28 protein-coding genes are annotated in these 26,315 nt (G+C 48.1%); 23 read left to right on the top strand and 5 right to left on the bottom strand.

What is annotated here, in order from left to right:
- Positions 1-10: 10 nt before the first annotated feature.
- A complete protein-coding gene (gene yycF, locus NtB2_RS02900) occupies positions 11-721 on the bottom strand; it encodes a response regulator YycF (RefSeq protein ID WP_109245450.1) in 711 nt (236 codons plus the stop codon).
- 157 nt (positions 722-878) lie between these two features.
- Between yycF and tmk the strand changes: the two genes are divergently transcribed.
- The 6 genes from tmk (at position 879) to NtB2_RS02870 (ending at position 5,330) form a co-directional block, all read left to right on the top strand.
- Positions 879-1,514, top strand: a complete 636-nt coding sequence (gene tmk / locus NtB2_RS02895) for a dTMP kinase (protein WP_109245449.1) — start codon at positions 879-881, stop codon at positions 1,512-1,514.
- Positions 1,515-1,536: 22 nt separating this feature from the next.
- On the top strand, positions 1,537-2,403 hold the full coding sequence (locus tag NtB2_RS02890; RefSeq protein WP_109245448.1) for a DNA polymerase III subunit delta': 867 nt from the start codon (positions 1,537-1,539) through the stop codon (positions 2,401-2,403).
- Positions 2,404-2,417: 14 nt separating this feature from the next.
- The gene (ricT, locus tag NtB2_RS02885; RefSeq protein ID WP_109245447.1) at positions 2,418-3,203 is read left to right on the top strand and encodes a regulatory iron-sulfur-containing complex subunit RicT; all 786 of its coding nucleotides are present in this window, start codon (positions 2,418-2,420) and stop codon (positions 3,201-3,203) included.
- The gene (locus tag NtB2_RS02880) at positions 3,196-3,501 is read left to right on the top strand and encodes an initiation control protein YabA (RefSeq protein ID WP_109245446.1); all 306 of its coding nucleotides are present in this window, start codon (positions 3,196-3,198) and stop codon (positions 3,499-3,501) included. The genes ricT and NtB2_RS02880 overlap by 8 nt, the downstream gene beginning before the upstream one ends.
- On the top strand, positions 3,498-4,367 hold the full coding sequence (rsmI, locus tag NtB2_RS02875; RefSeq protein WP_109245445.1) for a 16S rRNA (cytidine(1402)-2'-O)-methyltransferase: 870 nt from the start codon (positions 3,498-3,500) through the stop codon (positions 4,365-4,367). Before NtB2_RS02880 ends, rsmI begins: the two co-directional genes overlap by 4 nt.
- A 114-nt stretch (positions 4,368-4,481) precedes the next feature.
- The gene (locus tag NtB2_RS02870; protein WP_109245583.1) at positions 4,482-5,330 is read left to right on the top strand and encodes a transporter substrate-binding domain-containing protein; all 849 of its coding nucleotides are present in this window, start codon (positions 4,482-4,484) and stop codon (positions 5,328-5,330) included.
- A gap of 181 nt (positions 5,331-5,511) precedes the next feature.
- On the opposite strand, the gene NtB2_RS08595 is transcribed toward NtB2_RS02870, so the two are convergent.
- Both NtB2_RS08595 and NtB2_RS02865 read right to left on the bottom strand, forming a co-directional pair.
- A complete protein-coding gene (locus NtB2_RS08595) occupies positions 5,512-5,655 on the bottom strand; it encodes a hypothetical protein (protein ID WP_165814943.1) in 144 nt (47 codons plus the stop codon).
- 294 nt (positions 5,656-5,949) lie between these two features.
- Positions 5,950-6,141, bottom strand: a complete 192-nt coding sequence (locus NtB2_RS02865) for a hypothetical protein (protein ID WP_109245444.1) — start codon at positions 6,139-6,141, stop codon at positions 5,950-5,952.
- Positions 6,142-6,282: 141 nt separating this feature from the next.
- Between NtB2_RS02865 and mvk the strand changes: the two genes are divergently transcribed.
- The 7 genes from mvk (at position 6,283) to NtB2_RS02830 (ending at position 12,741) form a co-directional block, all read left to right on the top strand.
- A complete protein-coding gene (gene mvk, locus NtB2_RS02860) occupies positions 6,283-7,215 on the top strand; it encodes a mevalonate kinase (protein WP_109245443.1) in 933 nt (310 codons plus the stop codon).
- A 76-nt stretch (positions 7,216-7,291) separates the two neighbouring features.
- Positions 7,292-7,561, top strand: a complete 270-nt coding sequence (locus NtB2_RS02855) for a hypothetical protein (protein ID WP_109245442.1) — start codon at positions 7,292-7,294, stop codon at positions 7,559-7,561.
- Between the two features lie 12 nt (positions 7,562-7,573).
- Entirely contained in the window at positions 7,574-8,539 is a 966-nt protein-coding gene (mvaD, locus tag NtB2_RS02850) for a diphosphomevalonate decarboxylase (RefSeq protein ID WP_109245441.1), read from the top strand.
- On the top strand, positions 8,532-9,500 hold the full coding sequence (locus tag NtB2_RS02845) for a mevalonate kinase family protein (protein WP_109245440.1): 969 nt from the start codon (positions 8,532-8,534) through the stop codon (positions 9,498-9,500). The genes mvaD and NtB2_RS02845 overlap by 8 nt, the downstream gene beginning before the upstream one ends.
- 6 nt (positions 9,501-9,506) lie before the next feature.
- Complete coding sequence (fni, locus tag NtB2_RS02840; RefSeq protein ID WP_109245439.1) at positions 9,507-10,559, top strand: type 2 isopentenyl-diphosphate Delta-isomerase; 1,053 nt, start codon at positions 9,507-9,509, stop codon at positions 10,557-10,559.
- A gap of 80 nt (positions 10,560-10,639) precedes the next feature.
- Entirely contained in the window at positions 10,640-11,257 is a 618-nt protein-coding gene (locus NtB2_RS02835; protein WP_109245438.1) for a superoxide dismutase, read from the top strand.
- 143 nt (positions 11,258-11,400) lie between these two features.
- Complete coding sequence (locus NtB2_RS02830; protein ID WP_109245437.1) at positions 11,401-12,741, top strand: DEAD/DEAH box helicase; 1,341 nt, start codon at positions 11,401-11,403, stop codon at positions 12,739-12,741.
- Positions 12,742-12,772: 31 nt separating this feature from the next.
- On the opposite strand, the gene recF is transcribed toward NtB2_RS02830, so the two are convergent.
- Entirely contained in the window at positions 12,773-13,855 is a 1,083-nt protein-coding gene (recF, locus tag NtB2_RS02825; RefSeq protein ID WP_109245436.1) for a DNA replication/repair protein RecF, read from the bottom strand.
- The gene (gene yaaA, locus NtB2_RS02820) at positions 13,852-14,226 is read right to left on the bottom strand and encodes a S4 domain-containing protein YaaA (protein WP_109245435.1); all 375 of its coding nucleotides are present in this window, start codon (positions 14,224-14,226) and stop codon (positions 13,852-13,854) included. The genes recF and yaaA overlap by 4 nt, the downstream gene beginning before the upstream one ends.
- Positions 14,227-14,317: 91 nt before the next feature.
- Between yaaA and yfmF the strand changes: the two genes are divergently transcribed.
- From yfmF to NtB2_RS02770, 10 genes are all read left to right on the top strand, one after another.
- Positions 14,318-15,580 (top strand): EF-P 5-aminopentanol modification-associated protein YfmF, encoded by a 1,263-nt coding sequence (yfmF, locus tag NtB2_RS02815; protein WP_109245434.1) that lies wholly within the window; start codon positions 14,318-14,320, stop codon positions 15,578-15,580.
- On the top strand, positions 15,567-16,838 hold the full coding sequence (gene yfmH / locus NtB2_RS02810) for an EF-P 5-aminopentanol modification-associated protein YfmH (RefSeq protein WP_109245433.1): 1,272 nt from the start codon (positions 15,567-15,569) through the stop codon (positions 16,836-16,838). The genes yfmF and yfmH overlap by 14 nt, the downstream gene beginning before the upstream one ends.
- Positions 16,839-16,897: 59 nt before the next feature.
- Entirely contained in the window at positions 16,898-17,761 is an 864-nt protein-coding gene (locus tag NtB2_RS02805; protein ID WP_109245582.1) for a helix-turn-helix domain-containing protein, read from the top strand.
- A gap of 12 nt (positions 17,762-17,773) precedes the next feature.
- Complete coding sequence (pgsA, locus tag NtB2_RS02800) at positions 17,774-18,328, top strand: CDP-diacylglycerol--glycerol-3-phosphate 3-phosphatidyltransferase (RefSeq protein ID WP_109245432.1); 555 nt, start codon at positions 17,774-17,776, stop codon at positions 18,326-18,328.
- A gap of 72 nt (positions 18,329-18,400) precedes the next feature.
- Positions 18,401-18,667, top strand: coding sequence for a hypothetical protein (locus NtB2_RS02795; protein WP_109245431.1), 267 nt, complete (start codon positions 18,401-18,403; stop codon positions 18,665-18,667).
- A gap of 314 nt (positions 18,668-18,981) precedes the next feature.
- Positions 18,982-20,271: a histidine--tRNA ligase gene (gene hisS / locus NtB2_RS02790; protein ID WP_109245430.1), complete on the top strand. Its 1,290-nt coding sequence runs from the start codon at positions 18,982-18,984 to the stop codon at positions 20,269-20,271.
- Positions 20,272-20,278: 7 nt separating this feature from the next.
- A complete protein-coding gene (gene aspS, locus NtB2_RS02785; protein ID WP_109245429.1) occupies positions 20,279-22,033 on the top strand; it encodes an aspartate--tRNA ligase in 1,755 nt (584 codons plus the stop codon).
- Entirely contained in the window at positions 22,017-22,904 is an 888-nt protein-coding gene (locus NtB2_RS02780) for a YitT family protein (protein ID WP_225867039.1), read from the top strand. The genes aspS and NtB2_RS02780 overlap by 17 nt, the downstream gene beginning before the upstream one ends.
- Positions 22,905-22,973: 69 nt before the next feature.
- Positions 22,974-23,846 carry a YitT family protein gene (locus tag NtB2_RS02775; RefSeq protein WP_109245428.1) on the top strand — a complete coding sequence of 291 codons (873 nt, stop codon included), beginning with the start codon at positions 22,974-22,976 and terminating at the stop codon, positions 23,844-23,846.
- A gap of 452 nt (positions 23,847-24,298) precedes the next feature.
- The gene (locus tag NtB2_RS02770; protein WP_109245427.1) at positions 24,299-26,026 is read left to right on the top strand and encodes an adhesive domain-containing protein; all 1,728 of its coding nucleotides are present in this window, start codon (positions 24,299-24,301) and stop codon (positions 26,024-26,026) included.
- Positions 26,027-26,315 lie beyond the last annotated feature (289 nt).

The following is a 26,315-nucleotide window of genomic DNA, read 5'->3' as shown; positions in this document are numbered from 1 at the left end:
AAGCCAAAGCTTATGCTTCAGGATTTGACATATAGTAGCCGATACCACGGCGGGTGCAGACATATTGAGGGCGACTAGGTGTGTCTTCGATTTTTTCACGAAGACGGCGGATGGTCACGTCGACTGTCCGGACATCCCCAAAGTAGTCATAGCCCCAGACTGTCTCAAGAAGCGATTCACGGGTTGAGACCTCGCCCAGGTGTTGAGCCAAATAATGCAAGAGCTCAAATTCACGGTGAGTCAGGTCAACAGGCTGGCCGTGCTTGGTCGCCTGATAACGCAAAGGCGAGATGTGGATATTGCCTACGGTGATTTCAGCCTTGTTGTCCTTGATTTTAGGCTGGGCTGGTGTCGCAACAGAACGACGGAGGTTAGACTTGATCCGGGCCAGGAGCTCACGGTTTGAGAAGGGCTTGGTTACATAGTCGTCAGCACCGAGCTCAAGACCGATGACCTTGTCAAATTCAGAGTCTTTGGCTGAGACCATGATAATCGGCACTTCAGAGTTCTTGCGGATCTCACGGAGGACATCTGCCCCGTCGATCTTAGGCAACATCTGGTCGAGCAGGACCAAATCTGGCTTTTCAGCTTCAAAAACTTCCAAGGCTTCTTCGCCGTCAAAGGCTGTCAAAACTTCAAAGTTTTCTTTTTCAAGGTTAAATTTAATAACGTCTGAGATGGCCTTTTCGTCATCGACAACGAGAATTTTTTTGCTTTCCATGTCTATCTTCCTTTATTACTAGTAGTTTATCCACTATATTATAGAGTTTTTGGGGAGAATTTGCAAACAATCGGAGTTAATTTTTAGAAAATTTACAGGCCAGAAAGTCCTAAAGAAGGCTCAGCAAAAAGGCCTAAAATTTGCTATACTATAAGTTATGAATGGAATTTTGATCAGTCTAGAAGGCCCTGATGGGGCTGGTAAATCTACCGCACTGGAAAATATTTTACCGGCTCTTGGGGAAGGTCAGCGTGAGCTCGTGACCACCCGTGAACCCGGTGGTGTCCCCGTTGCAGAAATGATCCGGGACATTATCTTAGATGTCAAGCACACCAATATCGACAGCAAGACCGAGCTCTTGCTTTTTGAGGCAGCCCGTCGTGTCCACATGCAGACCAAGCTGACGCCTGCCCTTGAGGCGGGCAAGCTGGTCTTGGTCGACCGTTTTATCGACTCATCAGTCGCCTACCAGGGCTACGGGCGTGACCTGGGCCTTGGCGTGGTCGACTGGCTCAATGACTTTGCGACCGACGGCCTCAAGCCTGATTTGACCCTCTACTACGATATTGATACCGACGTCGCCCTCAAGCGAATCATGAAAAACCGGGCTGACGAGGTCAACCGCCTTGACCTCGAGCGGGCAGAGATGCACCGCAAGGTCAGAGAAGGCTACCTAGCAGCGATCGAGGCAGAGCCGGCTCGCTTTATCAAAATCGACGCCAGCATGAGCCCAGAAGCCGTGGCTGAAGCCAGCATTGTAGCCATCAAAGAAAGATTTCCAGACAATTTTTAAGAAGGAAGGCTGATTATTTATCATGAAGCTTGCTGAGATTCAAAGGCAGATTTTAGGACAATTTCAACAGGTCATCGCAAGCCATCGCCTCAGCCATGCTTATCTTTTTGCTGGCAGTTTTGGCAGCTTTGAGATGAGCCTTTATCTGGCCCAGTCCTGCTTTTGTGAAAATAAAACGGCTGACGGCCTGCCCTGTGAGCAATGCCGGGCCTGCCGGCTGGTCGCCGACCTTGAATTTGCCGACCTCCATATCATTGAGCCAGAAGGCCAGAGTATCAAGGCAGAGCAGATTCGTGCCCTGAGCGAGGTCTTTAGCCGGACCGGCATGGAGGGTAGTCAGATTGTCGTCATCATCCGTCAGGCGGAAAAAATGAACGCTACAGCGGCTAACGCCCTCCTCAAGTCGATGGAAGAGGCCAGAAGCGAAGTCCATATCTTCCTTTTGACAGAAAATGAAAATCTGATTTTGCCGACCATCCGCTCCAGAAGCCAGCTGGTCAAATTTCCTAAAAACATCGCCTATATGGAGTCCAAGCTCGAAGAAGCCGGCCTCCTCAAGAGTCAGGCCAGTCTCCTTGCCCAGCTTACGAGCACGGTTGACGAGGCTTTGAGCCTTGCCAAGGCGGTCTGGTTTATCGACGGCCAAAAGAAGCTCCAGCACTGGACTGACCTGATTGCCAGCCAAAAGCTGGATGAGGCCTATCTCTATCTGGGGAGCCTCCTTGAAGTCTTTGACGACAAGGCCAAACAACAACTGGCCCTTGAGATGACCCTCAACCTCTTGCATCAAAAAGGCCAGAAATCGGCCATGCAAAAGGCCTTCAAGGCCATAAAATACTGGAAGCAAAACGTGAATTTTGAGTCCAGCCTATCACTGATTGTCCTATAATATAAGGAGAAGAAATGATTTATGAAATAAAATTTGAACATGGAGAGCAAAATCTTTTTGCGGAATCCGAGCAAGCCTACCAGCCAAAGACCACTGTCATCATCCGGACAAAACGGGGCAACAGCTGGGGGAAGGTCCTGCGTGAGCTTAAAGACCTGCCATCTAACTACGAGGCCGAAGGTAAAATTCTCCGAGAAGCTGACGAGCGTGATTTGAAGGCCATCGACCGACTCGAAATCGACGGCCAAGAAGCCGTCAAGGAAAGCCGTCAGCTGGTCGCACAGCGGGGCCTTGACATGAAAATCATCCACGCCGCCTACAATATGGAAAAGACCCAGCTCTTTATCTCATTTACAGCTGAAAAGCGGGTCGACTTTCGTGAGCTCTTGAAAGACTTGGCCGGCAATTTTAGGAGCCGGATCGAGCTCAGACAAATTGGAGCCAGAGATGCTGTCAAGCTCCAAGGCGGGATGGGCCCTTGTGGTCGTCCCCTTTGCTGTTCGACCTTTATCTATGAGTTCCCCAATGTCAGCATCAAGATGGCCAAAAACCAACAGCTATCACTCAAGCAAAACAAGCTCAACGGCCTCTGTGGTCGTCTCATGTGCTGTCTGACCTATGAAGACGACTTTTATAAGGAAGCAAGTCGCGCCTTTCCTGACTGGGGCAAACGGGTCAAGACAGCGATGGGCGACGGCAAGGTCATTGGCTTAAATATCTTAGGAGAGAGCGTCAAGGTCCGCTTAGCCGAGCGTGTCCAGGACTTCGCCCTCTCAGAAATCGAGGTCATTCATGCCTAAGGATCCAGTATTAAAACAATTAGAAAATTTAGAAGAACAGCTCAGCAAAACCCTCAAAGAAGTCAGCAGTATCAAGCTTCAATTTGAAGCCGCCCTCTCAGAAAACACCAAGCTCAGCGTTGAAAATGAAAATCTCCGCAACCGCTTCAATGAAGAACAGGGCGACCGAGAGCCGACGGTCAACGCAACCCTCAGGAGTGTCTACTACGACAAGGGCTCACACATCTGCAACAGCCTCTTTGGGACCTCAAGAGAAGGCGAAGAATGCTTGATTTGCCAGGAGATTCTATACCGATGACTGCCAGTATTCAAAAATCATTTAAGTCTCAAAAAGCTTCAGGGAAGCTCTTTTTAGTGCCCACACCGATTGGCAACATGCAGGACATGACCCTGAGAGCCCTTGAGACCCTAAAGACCGTCGAACTGATTGCGGCTGAAGACACGAGAAATACGCAAAAGCTCCTCAATCACTTTGATATCAAGGTCGGCCAGGAGAGCTTTCATGAGCACAATGCCAAGGAGAAGATTCCTAAATTATTGGACATCTTAAAATCCGGTCGTTCGATTGCCCAGGTCTCGGATGCGGGCATGCCGTCGATCTCTGATCCCGGCCAGGACCTGGTCAAGGCCGCGATTCAGGAGGACATCGATGTGGTGGCCCTGCCCGGCCCTTCGGCTGGAATTACGGCCCTGATTGCCTCTGGATTGGTGCCACAGCCCCATATCTTCTATGGCTTCTTGCCGAGAAAGGCGAGCGAGCAGAAGAAGTTTTTTGAGAGCAAGCGCTATTATCCTGAGACGCAGATTTTTTACGAGAGTCCCTTTCGCCTGGGGGATACCCTCAAGAACATGCAGGCCATCTACGGCGACCGGGAGGCCGTCCTGGTCCGTGAGCTGACCAAGATTTATGAGGAATACCGACGTGGCTCAATCAGCGCGCTGATTGAGAGCCTCTCGACCGACCTAGTCAAAGGGGAATGCCTCTTGATTGTCTCTGGTTTTTCTGGAGAAGTGCCAAATATGGAAGAAGAGGCCCTGAGCCCGCTCGAAGAGGTCCAGAGCAAGATTGATGCTGGCATGAAGCCCAATCAGGCCATCAAAGAGGTCGCTAAAAAGCGGGACTTGGTCCGCCAGGAGCTCTATCAAGCCTACCACGATCTATAAAGAAACATCGCCCTTGCTCAAATGAGCAAATCAATGGCGATTTTTTTTATTCTGTGCTAAGCTATGAGTGACATAAAAAAGACTAAACACTTTTATATATTGAATGGCGAAATGATGAAAATCAGTAAAATTATTGGCATCTCAGCTCTGGCCATGGCCTCTGTTGCCCTGCTTGCCGCCTGCGGCAATTCTAAGAGCGACAACAAATCATCAGACGGCAAGTCTGTCAAGACTGTCAACGTAGCGATTTCAGCTAGTTCAAATCCCTATGAATACACCGATGCAAACGGCAAGATGACTGGCTTTGAGTATGATATCCTGCAAAAGGCTGCGGCTAACCTGCCCCAGTACAAGTTTGTCTACAAGAATTATCAGGACGATTCCCTCTTGACCCAGATTGATGCCGGCCGTGCAGACATTGCCGCCAACAACTTCGGTAAGACCCAGGCCCGGGAAGAAAAGTACCTCTTTAGCTATCCTACCCTCGAAGGGGTCAATGCAATTTTCTCAAGTTCAAAAAATAATTTCAAGAAAATTTCAGAATTGGGTGGTAGCAACACCACCATCCCTACAGGAACCAACTACGGCGACATCCTGAGCAAGTGGAATACTGAAAATCCAAAGAACAAGATCACCATCAACTACTCACAAAACACGCTGGTAGAACGCCTCCAAGACGTTGCCAGTGGTAAAATCGGCTTCCTCTTTGCTGCCAAGAGTGCCGCTGAAAACCTGATCAAGGAACACGCTATCAACGGCGTCGTTGACAATATCCCAAGCGACCTTGGAGACTACTCATACTTCAAGACCTACGAGTACTTTATCCTCGCCCAAAATGACAGTCAGCTCCAAAAAGACCTGAATGCCCAAATCAAGAAAATGGAAGAAGACGGGACGCTGAAGAAACTCTCTGAGAAGTACTTCAAGGCGGACCATGTACCGGCTGCGGATCAGTTCAAATAAAAAAGTGTCCAGTGGACACTTTTTCTAATCTCGAAGAATGCTGTTATTAAGCATCTTTTGAAAGGAATGTCGACTTTTTATTCCAGAGAAGTCTACGAGCTTAGGGCTAAGAGCTGTGAGATTTCGACCTTTATGTATAGCGCTGGGGGAGTCGTTCCACTACAGAAAAAACGCCAATTTGCTATGGGCCGCAAGCGAAGCCTCCGGCTTCCATTGCTAATTCTGGAGCCCTTTGGTCTCCAGAATTGCCTTTTTCATAGCAAATTGGCGTTTTTTCTTCCGTTGCACTGGTAAAAATATATTCAAAAGCTAGATTTTGCTTCATGGTAAGAATCGTGCAAACGGCTCAAAGGATAGTTTATTAAGCAAAATAATTGGCAGAAGTGCAGTGCAAGAAATCCCGCCCAGTCACCGTGAAAATAGGCAAATCAGGAGATCTGAAAGGGCTCATGATTTAGCAATGAAAGCCCTAGGGCTCCGCTTGTGGCCTCACAGTGGCTGAGCGGGATTTCTGGAACGGAACGAACTTCTAGCAAAGGGACGCTCCTCCATCTTCTGGAAAAAGGAAATTTGCTCCCGCAAATTTTATCCATCGATTAAAACTGTCCCTCGGACAGTTTTAACAATGCCCATCCACACTCTCATTAATCCACTCACCTTTTAGATCATCAAAAATCCGCATCCCGGGCTCAGAAGCGACAAAATCGGCGATGGCTTGGCGGTCGAGGCCGGTCGCCTTGACGGCTGAGCTTAGATTTACGATTTCCATTTTTTGAATGCCTAAAATCAGGTCTTCCCATGCTTTTTCCATGCCTCTATTATATCAGAGAAAGGTCGAAAATTTAGGAGACTTGATTTTAAGGTCTTCATTTTGTAAAATAGCTAAGTAAGTTTTTTAAGCAGTAAATTAAAAAACACATTTGGAGGATAGCTGCCTTGCAGCCATACAACTATGACACAAAATAAAATAGGCTCTGGCTCGGCCCATGCCAAGCTCATCCTGATTGGAGAGCACTCGGTCGTCTACGGACAGCCTGCGATTGCTCTGCCTGTGAAAATCCTAAAGACCACCGTCACGATTTCCCAAATCCGCCGGGGGCAATATATTGAAAATAATGAATTCAGACGACGCTTAGATTTGATGGGTGATGAGTTTGAGGGTGTGAGACAGTTGATTCTTCGCCTATTGAAGCACTTCAAATCAAGCGAGCTCCAGTTTTCTCTGGAAATCGACTCAAATATCCCGCTCGGTCGTGGCCTTGGCGCTTCTGCGGCTCTCGCTACTGCCATTACACGGGCCTTCTACGACTTCTTTGAAGAAGAGCTTTCTGAGAAAAGCCTTCTGGCCTATGCTAATTTTTCTGAGAATATTACGCACGGTCGTTCATCAGGGATTGATGTTGCGACGGTCAACTCTGAACGCCCCCTTTGGTTCATCAAGGGAGAGGCTGTCGAAGGCTTTGACCACGAATTTACCGGCTTCTTAGTCATCGGAGACTCTGGCATCCACGGCTACACTAGCCAGGCCATCAGCGTGGTTTCTGAAAAACTCAGTGAAGTTAAGCTAGAAGCAGAAGCCTCCATCGAAAAGCTGGGTCAGCTGGCCAAGGAAACCAAGGACTGCCTCATGAATAATAGCATGGCCTGCCTTGGCGAGGTCATGAGCGAAGCCCATGAAAAGCTTGTCAACCTCGGCGTTTCCCACCCTCGCCTGGATGCACTGGTCCAGACAGCCATGGCCAACCGGGCCCTGGGTGCCAAGCTGACTGGCTCTGGCCTAGGTGGCGTCATGGTTGCCCTGGCGAAAAACGAAGAAGATGCGATTCACATCAGCCAAAAACTACTGAAATCCGGTGCTAAAAACACCTGGATCTATTCTTTCTAAGGTCGGAGCTCCGGCCTTTTTTTCCTGCTTTCATGATATAATAGAAGCAGATATTCACTAAGAAAAGGAGCTTCTCATGAAATCATTCTTTTTAACCGAAACAAAAGGTGGCCTGATTCAGGGCCACGACTTTGGGGCATCGCCAAGGGCAACCGCCTATTTTGATGAAATCAAACAGGCCCTGCCAGAAGCTGAGCAGGTCACGCTCAAAGAGCTGAAAATCGCTCTTGGCGAAAGCAAAGGAGCTGACAGCGAAATCATCTTTTCAAAATACAGCAGCCAGTTCAAGACTGAGCTTGAAGCCAGCTACCCAGAAGCCCAGACCCGGATTTACGACCAATTTTAATTTTTTAGAAATATGATAAAGCAAGCAAAAGTTCGGGCAACGGCCCACACCAATATCGCCCTGATCAAGTATTGGGGGAAGGCTGATGTCAGCCTTAATATCCCGACAACCTCGAGCCTGTCGATGACACTCGACAAGTTTTATACGACGACCGAGCTCTCTTTTGACGCGTCAGGGCAAGACCGCTTGATTTTGAACGGCGAAGGGACGGATGCGACCCGGGTCAAGGGATTTCTAGACCTTGTCCGGCAGAAGACCGGCCAGGATTTTCCTGGCCTCTTGATTGACTCGCAGAACCATGTGCCGACGGCGGCAGGCCTTGCTTCAAGTGCCTCAAGCTTTGCGGCCTTGACCGGAGCCCTCGTTAGATTGCTAGACTTGCCTGAAAACGATAGAGAGATGTCTCGGATTGCTCGGATTGGCTCAGGTTCTGCTTCTCGTTCCATTTTTGGAAATTTCGCCATCTGGAACAAGGGCCATGACGATGCCAGCTCTTATGCCGAGCCCTTTTATGATGAGGACATCGGCCTGTCGATGATTGTCGCCGAGATTTCCCAGAAGGAAAAGAAGATGTCGTCGACCCGTGGCATGCAGCTGGCCCAAAAGGCACCATCTTATGGGGCCTGGGTCGAAAAATCTGCCCGCCAGCTTAAGGAAATGAAGTCGGCCGTCCAGGCCCATGACATTGAACAAATCGGCCTGATTGCCCAGGATAATGCCCTCGGCATGCATGAGCAAAACCGCCTTTGCCCGGAGCCTTTTGACTATTTTATCGATGAAACCCGGCAGGTGCTGGCCTTTACAGAGGCTTGCTATAGGTCTGGCCTCTTGGCCTTTGCAACCATGGATGCTGGGCCTAATGTAAAAATCATTACAGATAAGGCAAGCGAGACTGAGCTTCTGGCCCGTTTCAAGAATGAATTTCCAAATATGGCATTTGAAATTGCCCATGCTGGCGGAGGCTTGAGCTATGATTGAGCTGACGATTCCCGGCAAGCTCTTTGTCGCAGGAGAATATGCTGTGACGAGGAGCAATGGCAAGGCCATCTGTGTGGCAGTCGAGACCGGCTTGAAGGTCAGGATTTCTGAGAGACAAGGCCATTCACGGCTTAGGACCAATGTGCCCTTAGCCGACCATGACTTTTTAATCAATGCCTTTGAAATCGAAGCCGGCGGATGGGCTTTTGCCCTGACCGCCCTGCAGAAGACCTTGAAGGCTTCAGGCAGACAGGGATTTCCAGAATTGGGAATTGAGATTGACAGCCCGCTGGGCTACGGAGAGGATAAGACGGGTTACGGCTCGTCAGCCGCAGTTGTTGTGGCTGTAGTCCAGGCTGTCAATAGCTTTTTGGGGCTCGGCCTTGACCAGAAGGCTTGCTTTGAGATCGCTGGTCGGGCTCACCGAGAGGTTCAGGGCTCTGGCTCTATGGGGGATGTGGCCAGTATCTTGACCGGTGGCCTGATGGCCTACCAGTCGCCTGATGCTGATTTTCAAAACTGGAAAATTGACAGCCTGCTTCTGCCAGCCTGGGAGACCTATATCGTCAAGACAGGCAAGTCTGTTAAGACGGGCGACAAGCTGAAGATTGCTCTGCCTGAAGGCTTTTTCGAGCGTTCAGACCAGTTGGTAGAAGAGCTTGCTAGGGCGATTCAGACAGCTGACTTTGAAGCCTTCAAGCTGGCCTTGATAGAAAATCAAGCGCTCCTGATTGACAGCCTACCCGAAGCCTACCTGACAGATAAGCTCAGCCTGGCACTTGAAACGCTCAATAAAGAAACCGACCTGGTCGCCAAGGTCTCAGGCTCTGGCTTTGGAGAGAACCTTATTCTTTTCTCCAAAAATGGAAGAGACCTGACCAAGCTGGCTGAAAAGCTGGCCGAGCAAGGCATCATCCTTGAAAAAATAAAGATTGCTAGCAAGACAAACGAAGGACAGTGAAGGACAATGAGCACAGATAAAGCAATACATCAACACCGCAAGGATGAGCATCTCTCATTGGCCTTGAAGCAGTGGAAGACGGGCCCAGAGTCTTTTTCAGGCCTCTCTTTTGACGACCTTCGCCTGCTGCCTCGTTTTTCTGAGCTGGCTGAGACTGACATTGACCTGTCTGTTTCCGTATTTGGAAATCGCTTTGAATTTCCTTTTTATATCGAGGCCATGACCGGCGGTTCTGAGCGGGGCGACCGGCTCAATGAAGAGCTGGCCGAGGTCGCCAGCCAAGAAAATCTGTCGATGGCCGTCGGCTCCCAGTCGATTGCCCTCAAATTTCCAGAATTGGAAGCTGGCTTTCGCCGGGTCAGACAAATCCATAAAGATGGCTTTATCCTCGCTAATATCGGTGCCGGCCATGACTTAGAATCTGCCAAGAAGGCAGTCGACATGCTCGAGGCCAATGCTTTAGAAATTCATGTCAACACAGCCCAAGAGCTTTCAATGAAGCAGGGTGAAGGCGACAGGGCTTTTTACTGGTTGGACAATATCCAGAAGATTGCCGAAGGCCTAGAAGTCCCCGTCATCGTCAAAGAAGTCGGCTTTGGCATGAGTCCAGAGATGCTCGAAAGACTTTCAGAGACAGCGATTGACGGCATCAATCTTGGCGGGAAATCCGGGACCAATTTTGCCCGAATCGAGCATGACCGGGGGGGCGACTTCAGCCTCCAGGACTTTGGCCTGACGACGGTCGAGAGTTTGCTTTCGGCCAAGCAGGTCAAAGCTGATAAGGCTCTTGTCGCAACGGGTGGCATCCAGTCGGCTGAGCAGATTTTTAAGAGCCTGGGATCAGGGGCCAATCTTGTCAGCTCTGCTGGCTATTTCCTGAAAGTCTTGATGACTGAGGGCCAAGAGGCTCTGGCCAAGACGATCCAAGCCTGGAAGGCGGACTTGACAAAGTTTTATCTCCTTCAAGGGGCCAAAAACTGGGAAGAACTCCAAAGCCAGAAGTTCCTCTACAGCCCATCTGCTAAGGCCTTTATCGACCAGATTAAAGGCTTTGATTAAAAGTTTTTAAGCTTATTATTTGAAACTTTAGGCCCAATGGCATATAATCGAATTAGAATAGAGAAAAGGAGATTTATCCCATGTCTTACACACTTCCAGACCTGCCTTACGCTTACGATGCCTTGGAGCCCTTCTTTGATGAAGCAACCATGAAGCTCCACCATGACAAGCATCACAACACTTATGTGACAAACTTGAATGCTGCGATTGAAAAGCATCCTGAACTCGGTGAAAAATCAATCGAAGAATTGGTCGCTGGCTTGAAAGATGTCCCAGCTGACATCCAGATGGCAGTCCGCAACAATGGTGGTGGACACTTGAACCACAGCCAATTCTGGAACTGGCTCCGTCCTAATACTGATGGCTCACAAAACCATGCAGACGGTGAAATCGGCGATGCCATCGCTAAGGCCTTTGGATCATTTGAAGAATTCAAGGCTCAATTTAAGGCTGCGGCAACTGGTCGCTTTGGTTCAGGCTGGGCCTGGCTCGTTGTTGAAAAAGGTGAACTGAAAGTCGTTTCAACTGCAAACCAAGACAACCCAATCACTGATGGTCAAACACCAGTTCTTGGCCTTGATGTCTGGGAACATGCCTACTACCTGAAGTACCACAATGTCCGTCCTGACTACATTGAAGCCTTCTTCAACCTGGTCAACTGGGACAAGGTCAACGAACTTTACGCTGCTGCGAAATAAGTTCTCTTAGTAAAATCAGCTGAGGCTGGTTTTTCTTTTGCCATTATATATGGATGGGAGCCTGGGCCATTAGCTAAAAAGGCCAGCATTTGTTATAATGAGTAGGACTAGAAAAAGGCCACTTTAAGCTGGCTAGGAGAAACATGAAATTTACAGACTTTAATTTTAACGATAATATCAATCAGGCCCTCGGCTCGATTAAGTTCATCCAGCCTACCGAGGTCCAGGAAAAGCTGATTCCTATCATCCTCAAAGGTCGTGACCTGGTCGGCGAATCAAAGACAGGTTCTGGAAAGACCCATACCTTTCTTTTGCCGATTTTCCAAAAGCTAAATCCTGAGCTGGATGAAGTCCAAGCTGTGATTGCAGCTCCTTCTCGTGAGTTGGCGACTCAGATTTATGAGGCTGCCAAGGTCTTTGTGAAATTTGATGAACGGATTAAAGTGTCTAACTTTGTAGGCGGGACCGACAAGGTCCGTCAAATCAGAAAACTCGAGGCTGGCCAGCCCCATATCGTCATTGGAACACCAGGCCGGCTCTGGGATTTGATGAGCGAGGGCAGCCTCAAGGCTTATACGGCGAAGACTTTCGTGGTCGACGAGGCTGATATGACCCTGGACATGGGCTTTTTGGCAGAGGTTGACAAGATTGCGGCTAGCTTTGGAGACAAGGTCCAGATGCTGGTCTTCTCAGCGACCATTCCCCAAAAGCTCCAGCCCTTCCTCAAGAAATACCTGTCAAATCCGGTCATGGAAAAGATTGCCAACAAGACGGTCATCTCTGACACGATTGAAAACTGGTTGCTCTCAAATAAAGGGGCTTCTAACAACCAGCTGATCCTCCAACTGACCCAAATCATCAACCCATATATGGCCATGATTTTTGCCAATACCAAGGGGCGGGTTGATGAGATTCATGCCTTTTTGACCAATAATGGCGTCAAGGCTGCCAAGATTCACGGTGACATCCCACCTCGCGAACGCAAGCGGACCATGAATGCCATCAAGAATCTGGATTATCAATATGTGATTGCGACGGATATTGCGGCTCGTGGGATTGATATTGAGGGCGTCAGTCACATTATCAATGATGAGATTCCTCAAGACCTGACCTTCTTTGTCCACCGGGTGGGCCGTTCTGGCCGAAATGGTCTTAAGGGGACAGCGATTACGATTTATGCGCCGTCTGATGATGCCAGCATTCGTGAGATTGAAAAAATGGGCGTGAAATTTGAGCCAAAAGCTATTCGCAATGGCGAAATCATCGATTCTTATGACCGGGACCGTCGTGAAAAGAGGACCAAGGCGCCTGCCGAGATTTCAAACCTGACCCGGGGTGCCATTGCAAAGGGTAAGAAAAAGGTTAAGCCGGGCTACAAGCGGGCGATTAAATGGCAAATAGAAGAAGAAAACAAGAAAAAACGCCGTGCCGAGCGCAATAAGAATGCACGGAAACAGCGTGAATCAAGAAAGCAGTCTTTCTAAGAGACTGCTTTTTTTAGGGAATCGACTTTTCTTAGACCTGATTTTCAACTTCAACATTTCCATCATCAACATGAAACACGCTTAATTGCTCTGGCAAATGCTGTAAGTGCTCAAGCGTTGTCGTTGTGATAAAGGTCTGGGTCTTGTCGAGACTGGTCTCGAGCAGGTCCAGCTGTCGGCTATTGTCCAACTCGCTCATGACGTCGTCGAGCAGCAGAATAGGGTAGTCTCCGGTCTCCGCATGAATCAAATCAATCTCGGCTAGTTTAATAGAGAGGGCGACGGTCCGCTGTTGGCCCTGGCTACCGAAGTCAGCGACGTTGATGCCGTTGACAAAGAAGAGGAGGTCGTCGCGATGGGGGCCAATCGAGGTCTGATGCCGCATGATGTCGAGTCGATGCCGGCCTTCGACCTCTTTAAGGAAGTCCTCTTGGACCTTGCGTTGGTAGCTGATGGTCAGGTTTTCCTTGCCGTGGGTCAGCTTTTGGTGGATGCTTTGAGCATAGTATTCCAAGTTCTTGATAAAGTTTTCCCGCTCGGCCATGATTTTTTCGCCATGGGCAATCAGTTGATTGTCTAAAACAGAGAGAAAATTTAAGTCAATCTTGTCTTCATCAAATTTCAGATAGGCATTGCGCTCCTTGAGGGCCCGGTTGTAGCGGAGGCTGTCATAGAGGTAGACTGGCCGAATCTGACCGATTTCCATATCGAGAAAGCGTCGGCGGACGGCTGGAGAGCCTTTTATCAGCTCCAGATCCTCTGGGGCAAACATGATGAGGTTGAGCTGCCCGATATAATCTGCTAATCTGGCCTCTTTAAGCCGGTTAACATAGGCCTCGCGTCCCTTGCGATTGAGGCGAACTTCCAAAGGAACCGTCGTGTTCTGCTTAGAGACCAGACCTGAGACCGACAGCTCTTTTTCCTCCCAGCTGATCAATTCCTTGTCATGACTGGTCCGGTGGCTCCGGGTCAAGGCCAGAAAATAGATGCTTTCCAGGAGATTAGTCTTGCCTTGTGCATTTTGGCCCAGAAAAATATTCAGATTGGGATGGAAGTCCAGGCTGAGGTCCTTATAATTTCTAAAATGATGAAGGCGAATCTTGTCGATTTTCATTTTTTGTTAAATGGGCTACGGGGCTTGCTTGGCTTCTTTGATTTTTCAGCTTTAGCAGGCTTGTTTTGGGCGTTCATTTTTTTGACCAGGGCCCGTACCCGCTCTTCTTCGAGCTTTTCTTCTTCACGGCTTGCGACGTCTTCTGGGCTTGCAGCAACGAAGCTGACAGCGAGGTCAAGGGCTGGGATTTCTAACTGGTCGCCTGGGACGAGCTTTTTGCCACGGCGATTCTCAAGCTCGCCATTGACAAAAACACCGCCCTCATGCTCAGCTAAAAAGAGCTTGGCCTGGCCTCCTGTGCTGATCAGGGCAGCCTCTTTGAGAAACTGGCCCAGTGTTAAATATTCCTGATAAAGACTAAAATTTTGCATGCTCTTATTTTAACATTTTTTAGGGAAGTCCGGCCAAAAAGCTATTCCTTTCTGATATAATAGATAAAATAAAGGATTGACAGGTAGAAACATGAAATTAACTGAAGGCGTCAAGCTTCATATTATTCCCACTAAAAAGTTTAAGACGGTCCGCCTCATGATTCGATTCAGAGGCCTTTTAACTGAGGAGACACTCGCTAAAAGGGTCTTGATTTCTAATCTTTGGGAGACCAGCAACCAGGCCTATCCGACGGCACAGAGCTTTGCTCGCCGGCTTTCTGAGATGTATGGGGCCAATTTTTCGACCTCTGTGGCCAAAAAAGGGACCCAGCATCTTTTAACCATCAATATGGCCTTTGTCAACCAGGCCTTTATCGACGAGGACAGCCTGGCAGAAGCCATCGCCTTTGTCAAAAGCGTGATTTTTGAGCCGGATGTGGATGAAGAAAAAGCCGGACGTTTTAATCCTGCCGTTTTCGAGCGGGAAAAACGTAATCTCAGCCATTACCTAAAAGCCATGAATGAAGATAGGGGCTACTATGCCAGTCGCAAGCTCTCCAGCCTCTTCTTTAGTGACAAGGAGCAGGGCCTGCCTGGAGTCGCCAATAGTGAACTCCTTGAGCCAGAAACGCCTGAGTCGGTCTATGCCTACTATCAAGAGATGTTGGCCAAGGACAATATTGACATCATCGTCCTGGGCGATGTCAATGAAGATGAAGTTGTCCAACAATTTCAGGCCTTTTCCTTTGAAGGGCGTAAAGAGTTGACAGAAGTCCTCTATCATCAAGATCCTAAAGCCCTGGTCTCTGAGGTTGAAGACAAGGAGGTCGCCCAATCCATCCTCCAGCTGGCCTATCTCCTGCCTTGTAGTTATGGCGACGAGGACTATCTGACCCTCCAGGTCATGAATGGCCTCTTAGGTGGCTTTGCCCACTCTAAGCTCTTTATGAATGTTCGTGAAAAGGCCCAGCTGGCGTATTCTGCCGGATCGACTTTTGACAGTTTTAGTGGTCTCTTGAAAATCGCCATCGGTATCGATGCCTCAAATTATGAGCAGGCCCTCAGTTTGACCAAGGCCCAGGTCCAAGCGATGGCAGACGGCGACTTCACAGACGATGAGGTCGAGCAGACCAAGACCATGCTGAGAAACAGCTTTTACATTGGCCTAGACTCAGCTGGCAACCTGCTGGAGATGGCCTATGTCGAAGCCCTGGTGCCTGAGCGACACATTGACGATGATGAATTTTTGCGACGACTTGATGCTGTGACCAAGGCAGATGTCATGAAGCTCGCAAGTCGCCTGGAACTCCAGGCCCAATACTTTATGAGAGGAGCAGCTTATGGAGAAGCTTAATTATGACAATCTCGGCGAGGTCCTCTATAAGGAGGTCTTGGACAACGGCCTGACGGTTTACTATCTGCTAAAGCCAGATTATAACCGGACCTACGGGCTGTTTACGACGAATTTTGGCTCGCTCGATACCAATTTTAACGGCCGGGCCTATCCTGAAGGCATTGCCCACTTTCTTGAACACAAGCTCTTTGAAAAAGAAGACGGCGACGCCATGTATAAGTTTGGAGCCCTGGGAGCCCAGACCAACGCCTTTACCAGCTTTTCAAGGACCTCTTATCTCTTTTCCACCCGTGAAAATGCAGAAGCCTGTGTTGAGCTCCTCCTTGATTTTGTCCAAGAGCCCTATTTTACAGCTGAAAATGTGGCCAAAGAACAGGACATCATCCAGCAGGAAATCCAGATGTATCAGGACGACAGCGACTGGGCCCTCTTTAGTGGCTTACTCGAGCAAATGTATCCTGCTTCCGCCCTTGCCGCGGATATTGCCGGTAGTCCTGAGACCATCCAGAAAATCGCGGTCGATGAGCTCTATGAAAACTACGAGACCTTCTACCAGCCCAGCAATATGAACCTCTTTCTGACCGGCCCCTTTGACATTGATGCAATGTCTGGGCTGGTCCGGGAAAATCAGGCCAAGAAGAGCTTCCCAGAAGCCAAGAAGATTGCGGTTGAGCCTCTGTTGGCCGAGCCTGCCCGTCCTGGCCAGTCCCGTGAATTTGAGCTTGCCATGCCTAAGCTTGCCATGGGCTTCCGGGGTGAAGACGCCCTGCCGGCCGACCCTAAAGAGCGGATGGAGTACAAGCTTTCGATTCAGCTTTTACTTAGCCTGCTCTTTGGCAAGACCAGTAGTTTCTATGAAGAACACTACAATTCTGGCCTGATTGACGACTCTTTTGCCTTTGCTTTTGACATGGATGCCCGCTTTCATTTTGCCAGCATGACGGTCGATACTGAAGAGCCTAAAAAAGTCGAAGAACTTTTGCAAGTTCAACTAAAAAGTTATAAAATAAAAGATGACTTCAATGAAGAGCACCTTAGCCTGATAAAAAAGGAGATGATCGGAGACTATTTCCAAGCCCTGAACTCACTGGAATACATCGCAAATCAGTTTGCCAGCGAGCTCTACGGCGACGTCAATTTCTTTGACATGGAAGCCATTCTCAAAAATCTGGACTTAACAACCATCAGTAAACACGCAGAGGCCTTCACCAGTCAGATGCAGATTTTGGACTATACACTCTATCCTAAATCTAAATAATAAAAAATTCTACTCGTTATAATAAAAATTCTATGTGATAAAGATTGAAAGGTGAAAACGTGGCAGTAAAAACAATCGGCCAGGTCCTTAAAGAAAAGCGGACAGAGCTCGGGCTCGGTCTCGCTGAAGCAGAAAAGATATCCAAAGTACAAAAACTCTATATTGTCGCCCTTGAAACAGACGACTACAAGGCCATGCCCAGTGACTTTTATGTCCGGGCTTATCTTAAACAATACGCAGAAAAACTTGGTCTGAACTCAGACATCCTCCTCCAGGCCCATGAAAGTAAGTCCGGCATCAGTGTCGAGGAGGAAGAAGAACTTCAAGATACTTATCAATTTATTAAACCGTCTGAACGCTTTGAAGAGGTCGAAGAAGAGGTCCCTAGCTGGAAGTACTATCTTCCCATCATCAGCCTGTCGGCAACGGCCATTGCCATTGTCGCTATTGTCGCGGTCGCTGTGGTCTTGAACCGGCCGGCTCCGTCGATCAACAGCAATGGTGCAGCCTACAGTCTATCAACGTCTCAAAACCCAACGTCCTCATCGCCAGCCAGCAAGGCCAGCTCTAGCAGTCAGCCTGCTGAGCAAAACCAGGTCGCTGTCAGCGGTAGTGGCACGGCCCTGACTGTCAATCTGACGAACGCCAGCCAGCCGGTCAAGATGACCTTTACGGCCTCTGCGGATGCAGATATCGTCCTCAGCCTGACCAATACAGACCAGGCGACAGCTCAGGAAATCAATGCCAGCAATCCTACGCTTACGGCCACGCTGGCAGCTGCTGCGACCAGCTCTGCCATCACGGTCAATGCTGTGGCAGGCCTGACCATGACCATCAATGGTAAAGCGGTTGATTTGTCTGCTATGACAGGACCTGGGACCATCACGGTCAATGTAGCAGCAGCGACGACCGCAAGCTCATAAAAAAGGAAGACTATGAAAGAAAAATTACCCAATCAACTGACGATTTTGCGAATCTTTATGATTCCTATCTTTATTATTTTGCTCTATATTCCCCGAGGAGCCCATCTTGGCGAGACCTATGTCAGCTGGATTGTTGCTGCTGTGGTCTTTGCACTGGCTTCATTTACAGACTGGCTGGACGGCTATCTGGCCCGCAAGTGGCATGTCGTTTCCAATTTTGGAAAATTTGCCGACCCACTGGCCGATAAGATGCTGACCATGACGGCCTTTGCCCTCCTGATTATGCTGCACATGGCTCCGGCCTGGGTTGTTGCGATTATCATCTGTCGGGAGCTGGCTGTGACTGGTTTGCGATTGCTCCTTGTCGAGCAGGGCGGGACGGTCCTTGCGGCGGCCATGCCTGGGAAAATTAAGACGGCGACACAGATGCTAGCGATTATCTTTCTTTTGATTGGCGACCCGCTTTACATTGGGACGATTTTGCTTTATGTCTGCCTCTTCTTTACGATTTATTCTGGCTATGATTACTTTAAGAATGCGATGTTTGTTTTTAAGGATGTGGAATAGGAAATTGTTAAATGAACACTGAAATTTTTTCAGTGTTTTTTTACATTCTCGATTTTTTACGGATAAATAAGTATGGAAAATAAAAAGAAAACAGCATACAGCTTTGAAAGGCTCATTGACAAGGTGAAACAGCGACGAGAAGTCGAGTTCAGCTCTCGAGGAAAGGACTATATTATTAGCTACTATCCGACCAAATCAGGCAAGCCCATCTCCTTTTATGAGTTGGACAAGTGGCCCAATGAATATGCAGACCTGGAGGATTTTGTGAAGCATGGAAATTGGGAGGGAAGATCGATTCAGGAGATTTGGGCGGAGGCGGAGGATATTTTGATTTTTTGAATTAAGCTGTCGTCACAGACCTGTCTTAAACTCGGCCTGGGAGGTCCGAGGCTTTTTGCCTGTCGTCATAAATTAATCAAAGATTTTACAATATAAACCTTGAAAAAAGGCTCAAACAAGTTTATAATGAAAGCATAGAGACTGAGCCCTGGCTGAAAGCTCAGAAAAACTACCGTGACTGTTATGGCTGGCGACCTTATAGCTAAACTAAAGGCTTATTGCAAGCGAATTTAGGTGGTACCGCGTATTTGACGCCCTAGAGATATTTTTAGGGTGTTTTATTTTATCTTTATCCTATTTATTGAGAGGCAATTATGAAACTCCAAAAACCAAAAGGGACAGCAGACCTGCTCCCTCAAGATATGGCAAAATGGCAATACATTGAAACGATGGCCCGGGCGGTCTTTGAAGACTATAATTTCCAAGAAATCCGGACGCCAATGTTTGAAAACTACGAGCTCTTCAGCCGGGCGACTGGCGAGACCAGCGACATTGTCACCAAGGAAATGTATGACTTCATGGACAAGGGCGACCGTCATGTGGCTCTGCGTCCTGAAGGGACGGCTTCAACCGTCCGTGCCTATGTCGAAAACAAGCTCTTTGCACCGGAAATTCCAAAGCCGGTCAAGATGTATTACATCGGCTCGATGTTTCGCTATGAACGTCCGCAATCCGGGCGTTTCCGTGAGTTTCATCAGCTAGGTGTCGAGTGCTTTGGCATGAAGAATCCGGCCGTCGACGTCGAAGTCATGGCCATGGCTAAGAACTTCTTTGATACCGTTGGCATTACGGGCGTGACTTTACATCTGAACTCACTGGGCGACAGCGATTCTCGTGCAGCCTACCGTCAGGCCCTGATTGACTACCTGACGCCATTTGAGGCTGAGCTCTCAGAAGACAGCAAACGCCGCCTTCACGAAAATCCTCTGCGGGTCCTTGATAGCAAGGAAGAGGCCGACAAGAAAATCGTTGCTGACGCTCCCTCTATCCTTGATTATCTCTCAGAGGAGTCAGAGGCCTACTTTAGCAGTGTCCGCCAGCAGCTTGAGGCACTTAGCATCGACTATGTCATCGATACTAACATGGTCCGTGGCCTGGACTACTACAATGACACCATCTTTGAGTTCATCGTCAATATCAAGGGCCAAGAGCTGACTGTCTGTGCCGGCGGTCGCTATGATGGCCTGGTTGAATACTTTGATGGGCCTGAAACACCGGCCTTTGGCTTTGGTCTCGGTCTTGAGCGCTTGCTCATGATTGCTGAGCAGCAAGAGGTCAACTTCTTGCCTGCTGAACCGCTCGATGTCTACATTGCTGTCATGGGCGATGCGGCGACTGTTGTGGCCAGCCAGCTGACAGAAAGCCTTCGACGTCAGGCCTACAAGGTTGAGCGGGACTTTTCAAACCGGAAGCTAGCCAAGCAGTTCCAGTCGGCAGAAAAGCTGGCTGCCGAGCTCGTAATCACGCTGGGCGACAATGAAGCTGAGACCGGCAACATCAAGGTCAAACACAACCGGACCAGAAAAGAAGTCGAAACAACGATTTCAGCAGTATCCAATGACTTTAGCCCCATCTTTGAGGCTCTACTAATAAATGAGGACTAATATAAATATGAAGAGAACAGACTATGCAGGAAATATTACCGAGAGCTATCTTGGTCAAGAAGTGACCGTCAAGGGCTGGGTGGCCAAACGCCGTGACCTTGGAGGGCTGATTTTCATTGACCTCAGAGACCGTGAAGGGATCGTACAAATCGTGGTCAATCCAGAAACCCAAGCACAAGAGCTGGTTGACCTGGCTGACAGCGTCCGCAATGAATACGTCCTCTCAGTGACCGGCAAGGTCATCGAGCGGGCCAGCAAGAATGACAAGATGAAGACTGGCCAAATCGAAATCGAAGCGACCGCCATCGAAGTCCTGGCATCATCAAAGACCACGCCTTTTGAAATCAAAGATGATGTCGAAGTCCTCGACGACACCCGCCTCAAATACCGCTATCTGGATCTCCGCCGTCCTGAGATGCTGGCCAATATTACCATGCGACACGGCGTGACTAAAGCCATCCGGAGTTACCTGGACAACACTGGCTTTATCGATGTCGAAACGCCCTTCCTCAATAAATCAACACCAGAAGGTGCGCGTGACTATCTCGTGCCATCACGTGTAAATAAAGGCGAGTTCTACGCTTTGCCACAGAGCCCACAGCTCATGAAGCAACTCCTGATGACGGCCGGTCTTGACCGCTATTATCAGATTGTCAAGTGCTTCCGTGATGAAGACCTCCGTGGTGACCGCCAGCCTGAGTTTACCCAGGTCGACCTGGAAACCAGCTTCTTATCAGAAGAAGAAATCCAAGAGTTGACTGAAGGCCTGATTGCCAAGGTCATGAAGGATGTCAAAGGGATTGACGTGACGCTGCCCTTCCCACGCATGAGCTGGGATGAGGCTATGAATAGCTACGGCTCTGACAAGCCAGACACCCGCTTTGAACTCCTCTTGCAGGACCTGACTGAGATTGCTCATAAGGTCGAAGGATTCGATGTCTTCAGTAAGGCAGAAGCTGTCAAGGCCATTGTCGTCAAAGGAGCAGCTGACAAATATAGTCGTAAACAGATTGATAAGCTGACTGAGCAGGCCAAGCAAAACGGAGCCAAGGGCCTGGCCTTTGTCAAATATGACGAAGGCGAGTTTACAGGTGGCGTGGCCAAGTTTATGCCTGGAATCGCTGACGAACTCATCGCAAGACTGGGTCTTAAAAACAAAGACCTTGTGCTCTTCGTTGCTGATACACTCGAAGTGGCAAATAACGCGCTGGGCGCCCTTCGTCTCACAGTTGGTAAGCAACAAGGCCTCATCGACTACCGCCAGTTCAACTTCCTCTGGGTCATCGACTGGCCAATGTTTGAATGGTCTGAAGAAGAAGGCCGTTACATGTCTGCCCACCATCCATTTACCCTCCCTACCAAGGAAACGGAAGGCGAGCTGGTGGCTGGCGACTTGAGCCGTGTCCGTGCCCATGCTTACGACATTGTCTTGAACGGCTATGAGCTGGGTGGCGGGTCTCTCCGTATTCACACCCGTGAGCTCCAAGAGCAGATGCTGACAGCCCTCGGCTTTAGCTTAGATGACGCCAATGAGCAATTTGGCTTCTTGCTAGAGGCCCTCGACTACGGCTTCCCACCACACGGTGGGCTTGCCCTCGGTCTTGACCGCTTTGTCATGCTCCTGGCTGGCAAGGACAATATCCGGGAAGTCATCGCCTTTCCGAAAAATAATAAGGCAACTGACCCTATGACGGACGCACCGTCACCTGTTGCAGACAAGCAACTAGAAGAGTTGAGTATTAAAGTTGAACAAGCTGATTAGTCTCTTAAAAGAAATCGGGATAGAGCGTTTAGCACAAAAATTTTCAGCTGCCGTCGTCTATGCCGTCTTCTCTAGTTTTGCCCTGAACTTCTTTTATCAGCCAGGGCATATCTATTCTTCAGGTGCCACTGGTTTTTCTCAGGTGATTTCAGAAATTGTCGTCCGGGTCTTTGGCCATGACTACCTGCCCATTTCCGTCACGCTGGTCCTGGTCAATGTGCCACTGATTATCCTGGCCTGGCAGAAGCTCGGCAAGCAGTTTACGGTCTATACGGTGTTGACGATTGCCATGTCTTCGATCTTTATCCACTTTGTCCCTGTGACACCGCTCACCCATGACCCGGTGACCAACGCCGTCTTTGGTGGGGCCATCATGGGATTTGGGGTCGGAAATGCGATGAAATCAGGGATTTCCTCGGGAGGGACTGACGTGGTCAGCCTCTATATCCGCAAGAAGACCGGCCGGACCGTCGGTCGCCTGGCCTTTATTGTCAATGGCTGTATCGTCTTTGTGGCCGGCCTCCTCTTTGGATGGGAGTACATGCTCTATTCACTGGTCGGGATCTTTGTCTCCTCGCGTGTCCAGGATGCTGTCTTTACCCGGCAGAAACGTCTCCAAGTCATGATTGTCACAAAAAATCCTGACCTGGTCACTGAAAAATTGCTAGAACATGGCCGTCACGGCATTACAGTCTTAAACAACGTCGAGGGAGCCTACTCCCACGAGCCACAGACTGTGCTCTTGACCGTCATTACCATGTATGAATACCAGGACTTCAAAGAGCTGATGGAGAAATATGACCCGACAGCCTTTGTGTCCATCTCTGAAAACGTCCGTGTCTTAGGGAAGTTTGCAGAAGTTACGGATTAAAAAAATGAAAAAAGAGCGACTGCTGACCAGCTGCTCTTTCAGTATATTTTTATTAGAAAGGAAGATGTATTGAAAAAAGATTTTAGCTTACATGCGATAAACTTTATCGCCATCACACTGGGGACGGTGATTTACGCCTTTGGTTTTGTAGAATTTAACATCGCCAACAACCTGGCCGAGGGCGGTCTAGCTGGTGTGACTCTGATCACCCGGGCCTTGTTCCACCTGGATCCGTCTTATATGCAGATTGTCTTCAATGTCCCCCTGCTCTTTATTGGTTATAAATTTTTAGGGAAGCGGACCTTTACCTATACGATTTATGCCATCATCAGCCTTTCTGTCTTTATCTGGCTCTTCCAGAGGCTGGACTTTGGGATTAACATTGACCACGACACGCTGATTGCAGCGATTCTGGCTGGTGTCTTTGCCGGAGCTGGCGTTGGGATTGTCTTCCGCTATGGGGGCACGACTGGTGGTTCTGATATTATCGCCCAGCTTCTCCAGTTTAAGAAGGGCATCCAGGTCGGGAAGACCTTCTTTGCGATTGATGCCATTGTCTTGACCCTGTCGCTCAGTTATATTCCGCTGACCCACATGATGTATACACTGATTGCCAGCTTTGTGGCAGCTCAGGTCATCGGGATTGTCCAAAATGGTGGTTATACTGTGCGAGGAATGCTCATCATGACCGACAAGCCAGACGAGCTGGCCCGGGCCATCGTCAACGAAATCGGCCGGACCGTGACTTTCTTGAACGGGACCGGAGCCTACTCTGGTGCTGAGAAGAAGGTCATCTACGCTGTCTTAAACCCGAGCGAAATCCAGGAGGTCAAGGAGATTCTCTCTGTTGAGGATCCAAAGGCCTTTGCTTCGATTATTAATGTTCATGAGGTGATTGGGGACTTTAACTATCCTAAGAGCAGATTTTTGGTAAAAAAATAAGAGCCTGATAAAAAGGGAAGCTGAGACTTCCCTCTTTTTTTGTGCCTAGAAATGGGGCTGGAAGCCTAATAATACGTTGAAAAAGACAAAAGCAACAAGTTTGTGACGTTATTGACAAGAGGAAGTGAAAGTTTTCTAAGAGATAAGATTCTTATATTTCATTTCAGCCAGGCCAGTGCTTTCGGCCGATTTTTGAGAATGGCGACTAAGAATGAACTGACAATGATGAATATGAAAAGGCTTTATTATGGAATGTAAACTAAAATAAGAGGTCTTTTGTTAAAAATAAAATAATAAAATGCTAATTATATTACTTAAATATTTCTTTTAGTTTACGTTTCGCTAAAGAATTGAGATAATATAAAAAATCGCTTGCGGGAATTATTAAATTGTATTAAAATATAATCTGTAACAAAAAGAATATCTTTTAGGTTCAAAAAAGGAGAAAGAAAATGAAAAAATCGACAGTAGTTTCACTTGCTGCGACATCACTTATCGCTGGTACAGCTGTAGCTCTTCCAGTGCTTAACGCAACAACACTTACTGCAAGTGCGGCAACTCTTGACGCAACAGTTAACCAAAAGACTGTATTGTCAAATGACTTCAAGAGTCCAATCTCTGGCCTCAACACTAACACTGGTACATTCACACTTAACAACTCAATCGGTTTTGGTGCAAGCATCATCTTGCCTTCAACAACTCAAGCAACTGTTGTTATCCCTTCTGACCTTGTTAATATTGTTAAAGCAAACGGTAAAGGTTCAGCTACAATGACAGTCGGACTTAACCTTTCAGGCCTTCCATTCATGACTACCATTACTAATGCTATCTCAAACCTTAGTTCTGCTGTTTTGCTTCAATTGCAAGATTCACAAGCTAACTGGAATAGTGAGCTTGGTAAACCAAAAGTTGACCTTACATCACTGATTGATTACGTTAACAGCTTCACTGATGCAGTGAAGGACATGAATGTTACTGTTCAAGGTAGCGACATGCAGATTTCAGGTAACAAAGCTACAGTTACCTTTAATCAATCAACTGCTACAGCTGTCGTAAACAAGTTGAACGAATGGATGACTGGATTGAACAATGCATTCCAAAATGTTCAATTGAGTGCTGGAGATAGCTTGGTTGATTCTATCTTTGGTGCTGCATGGTCTGCTTTTGCATCATTGCTTAATACTGCTACAAATGCATTCAAGAGCCTGTCTAACTCAGTAGCTCAAATTGCAAATTCTATTGCTGACATTCAAGTATTGACAAGCCAAAAAGTTACTTTCCCAGTTAACATCGCGACTGCTCAATCATGGTACGCTGCTCACGCTGCAAACGGACGTAACGACGAAACTTTCGTAGGCTACATCGCACCAACTAACTCACAGATTGACCTTAACGTCTTGAACAACTACACAGACACTGCTAACACTTTGACCTTCAAAGATATCGTAGCACCTGTTACACCAGTTGTATCTTCAGTTAAGAACGACTCACTCCAAGTTAAGGCTGAAGCTGGTTCAACTATCAAAGTTATGAACGCTGGTAAAGTCATCGGTACTGCCGTAGAATCTGGTGCTCCAGCAGTTAACTTCGATGGTCCTGCATCTAAATTGGCTCAAAGCTCAGCAGCTGTAACCTTCGGTAAAGTTGCTAACGGAACTAAGCTTACAATCACATCTACAGATATCCACGGCAACACTTCAGTTGCTGCTACTGTAACTGTTGGTTCAGTAACTCCAGCTCCAGCTCCAACTAAGACTGTTACTGTTTACCGTCTTTACAACCAACGTAACATGGAACACTTGCTGTCAACTTCACTTAACGAATACAACAGCCTTCCAAAAATCTCTTCAGACTGGAAACAAGAAGGTAAAGCCTTCACTGAACCTGCATCATCATCTACAGGTATCCACCGTGTTTACAATCCAAAATCTGGTGAACACATCTACTCTAAAGACTCAAACGAAATCAAGACTCTTGTAAGCATGGGCTGGAACGACGAAGGTGTTACCTTCTACTCAGCAGCTAAAACTGCTAAGCCAGTCTTCCGTCTCTTCAACCCAGCTGCAGGTATCGGTGCCCACTTGGTAACTGCTGACTCAAACGAACGTGACGTCCTCTCTACTCAACGTGGATGGAAGTACGAAGGAATCAACTTCTACGCACTTTCAACTAACAAATAAGACTAGTTTGAAGTTATAATGGTTGTTAAGCTCGCTTGACGACTGTATAAAAAAGGCAAGGCCTTCGAGTCTTGTCTTTTTTGTGTGTATTGAGTCCGCTCCGTTTACGACTGGAGGCCAATCAATAGTGGGCCGACAGCGAAGGCTTTGCCTTCCATGTCTAAAACTTGAGCCTAAGGTCTCAAGTTTTGCCTGTTCACTATTGATTGGCCTCCAGCCGTAAACTCCACTAGGGGATAGACTAGTTTTTGAAATATTTCTCAAGCCAAATCATAAAAATCCCATAAAC

This window comes from Lactococcus termiticola, assembly GCF_003116835.1.
GTDB lineage: Bacteria > Bacillota > Bacilli > Lactobacillales > Streptococcaceae > Lactococcus > Lactococcus termiticola.
The sequence above is the reverse complement of the archived record's forward strand: the minus strand, read 5'-3'. Positions and strand labels throughout refer to the sequence as shown.

Coding starts and splice junctions, on each gene's coding strand:
- yycF (WP_109245450.1), bottom strand. CDS start 721: ATGGAAAGCAAAAAAATTCTCGTTGTCGATGACGAAAAGGCCATCTCA.
- tmk (WP_109245449.1), top strand. CDS start 879: ATGAATGGAATTTTGATCAGTCTAGAAGGCCCTGATGGGGCTGGTAAA.
- NtB2_RS02890 (WP_109245448.1), top strand. CDS start 1,537: ATGAAGCTTGCTGAGATTCAAAGGCAGATTTTAGGACAATTTCAACAG.
- ricT (WP_109245447.1), top strand. CDS start 2,418: ATGATTTATGAAATAAAATTTGAACATGGAGAGCAAAATCTTTTTGCG.
- NtB2_RS02880 (WP_109245446.1), top strand. CDS start 3,196: ATGCCTAAGGATCCAGTATTAAAACAATTAGAAAATTTAGAAGAACAG.
- rsmI (WP_109245445.1), top strand. CDS start 3,498: ATGACTGCCAGTATTCAAAAATCATTTAAGTCTCAAAAAGCTTCAGGG.
- NtB2_RS02870 (WP_109245583.1), top strand. CDS start 4,482: ATGAAAATCAGTAAAATTATTGGCATCTCAGCTCTGGCCATGGCCTCT.
- NtB2_RS08595 (WP_165814943.1), bottom strand. CDS start 5,655: ATGAAGCAAAATCTAGCTTTTGAATATATTTTTACCAGTGCAACGGAA.
- NtB2_RS02865 (WP_109245444.1), bottom strand. CDS start 6,141: ATGGAAAAAGCATGGGAAGACCTGATTTTAGGCATTCAAAAAATGGAA.
- mvk (WP_109245443.1), top strand. CDS start 6,283: ATGACACAAAATAAAATAGGCTCTGGCTCGGCCCATGCCAAGCTCATC.
- NtB2_RS02855 (WP_109245442.1), top strand. CDS start 7,292: ATGAAATCATTCTTTTTAACCGAAACAAAAGGTGGCCTGATTCAGGGC.
- mvaD (WP_109245441.1), top strand. CDS start 7,574: ATGATAAAGCAAGCAAAAGTTCGGGCAACGGCCCACACCAATATCGCC.
- NtB2_RS02845 (WP_109245440.1), top strand. CDS start 8,532: ATGATTGAGCTGACGATTCCCGGCAAGCTCTTTGTCGCAGGAGAATAT.
- fni (WP_109245439.1), top strand. CDS start 9,507: ATGAGCACAGATAAAGCAATACATCAACACCGCAAGGATGAGCATCTC.
- NtB2_RS02835 (WP_109245438.1), top strand. CDS start 10,640: ATGTCTTACACACTTCCAGACCTGCCTTACGCTTACGATGCCTTGGAG.
- NtB2_RS02830 (WP_109245437.1), top strand. CDS start 11,401: ATGAAATTTACAGACTTTAATTTTAACGATAATATCAATCAGGCCCTC.
- recF (WP_109245436.1), bottom strand. CDS start 13,855: ATGAAAATCGACAAGATTCGCCTTCATCATTTTAGAAATTATAAGGAC.
- yaaA (WP_109245435.1), bottom strand. CDS start 14,226: ATGCAAAATTTTAGTCTTTATCAGGAATATTTAACACTGGGCCAGTTT.
- yfmF (WP_109245434.1), top strand. CDS start 14,318: ATGAAATTAACTGAAGGCGTCAAGCTTCATATTATTCCCACTAAAAAG.
- yfmH (WP_109245433.1), top strand. CDS start 15,567: ATGGAGAAGCTTAATTATGACAATCTCGGCGAGGTCCTCTATAAGGAG.
- pgsA (WP_109245432.1), top strand. CDS start 17,774: ATGAAAGAAAAATTACCCAATCAACTGACGATTTTGCGAATCTTTATG.
- NtB2_RS02795 (WP_109245431.1), top strand. CDS start 18,401: ATGGAAAATAAAAAGAAAACAGCATACAGCTTTGAAAGGCTCATTGAC.
- hisS (WP_109245430.1), top strand. CDS start 18,982: ATGAAACTCCAAAAACCAAAAGGGACAGCAGACCTGCTCCCTCAAGAT.
- aspS (WP_109245429.1), top strand. CDS start 20,279: ATGAAGAGAACAGACTATGCAGGAAATATTACCGAGAGCTATCTTGGT.
- NtB2_RS02770 (WP_109245427.1), top strand. CDS start 24,299: ATGAAAAAATCGACAGTAGTTTCACTTGCTGCGACATCACTTATCGCT.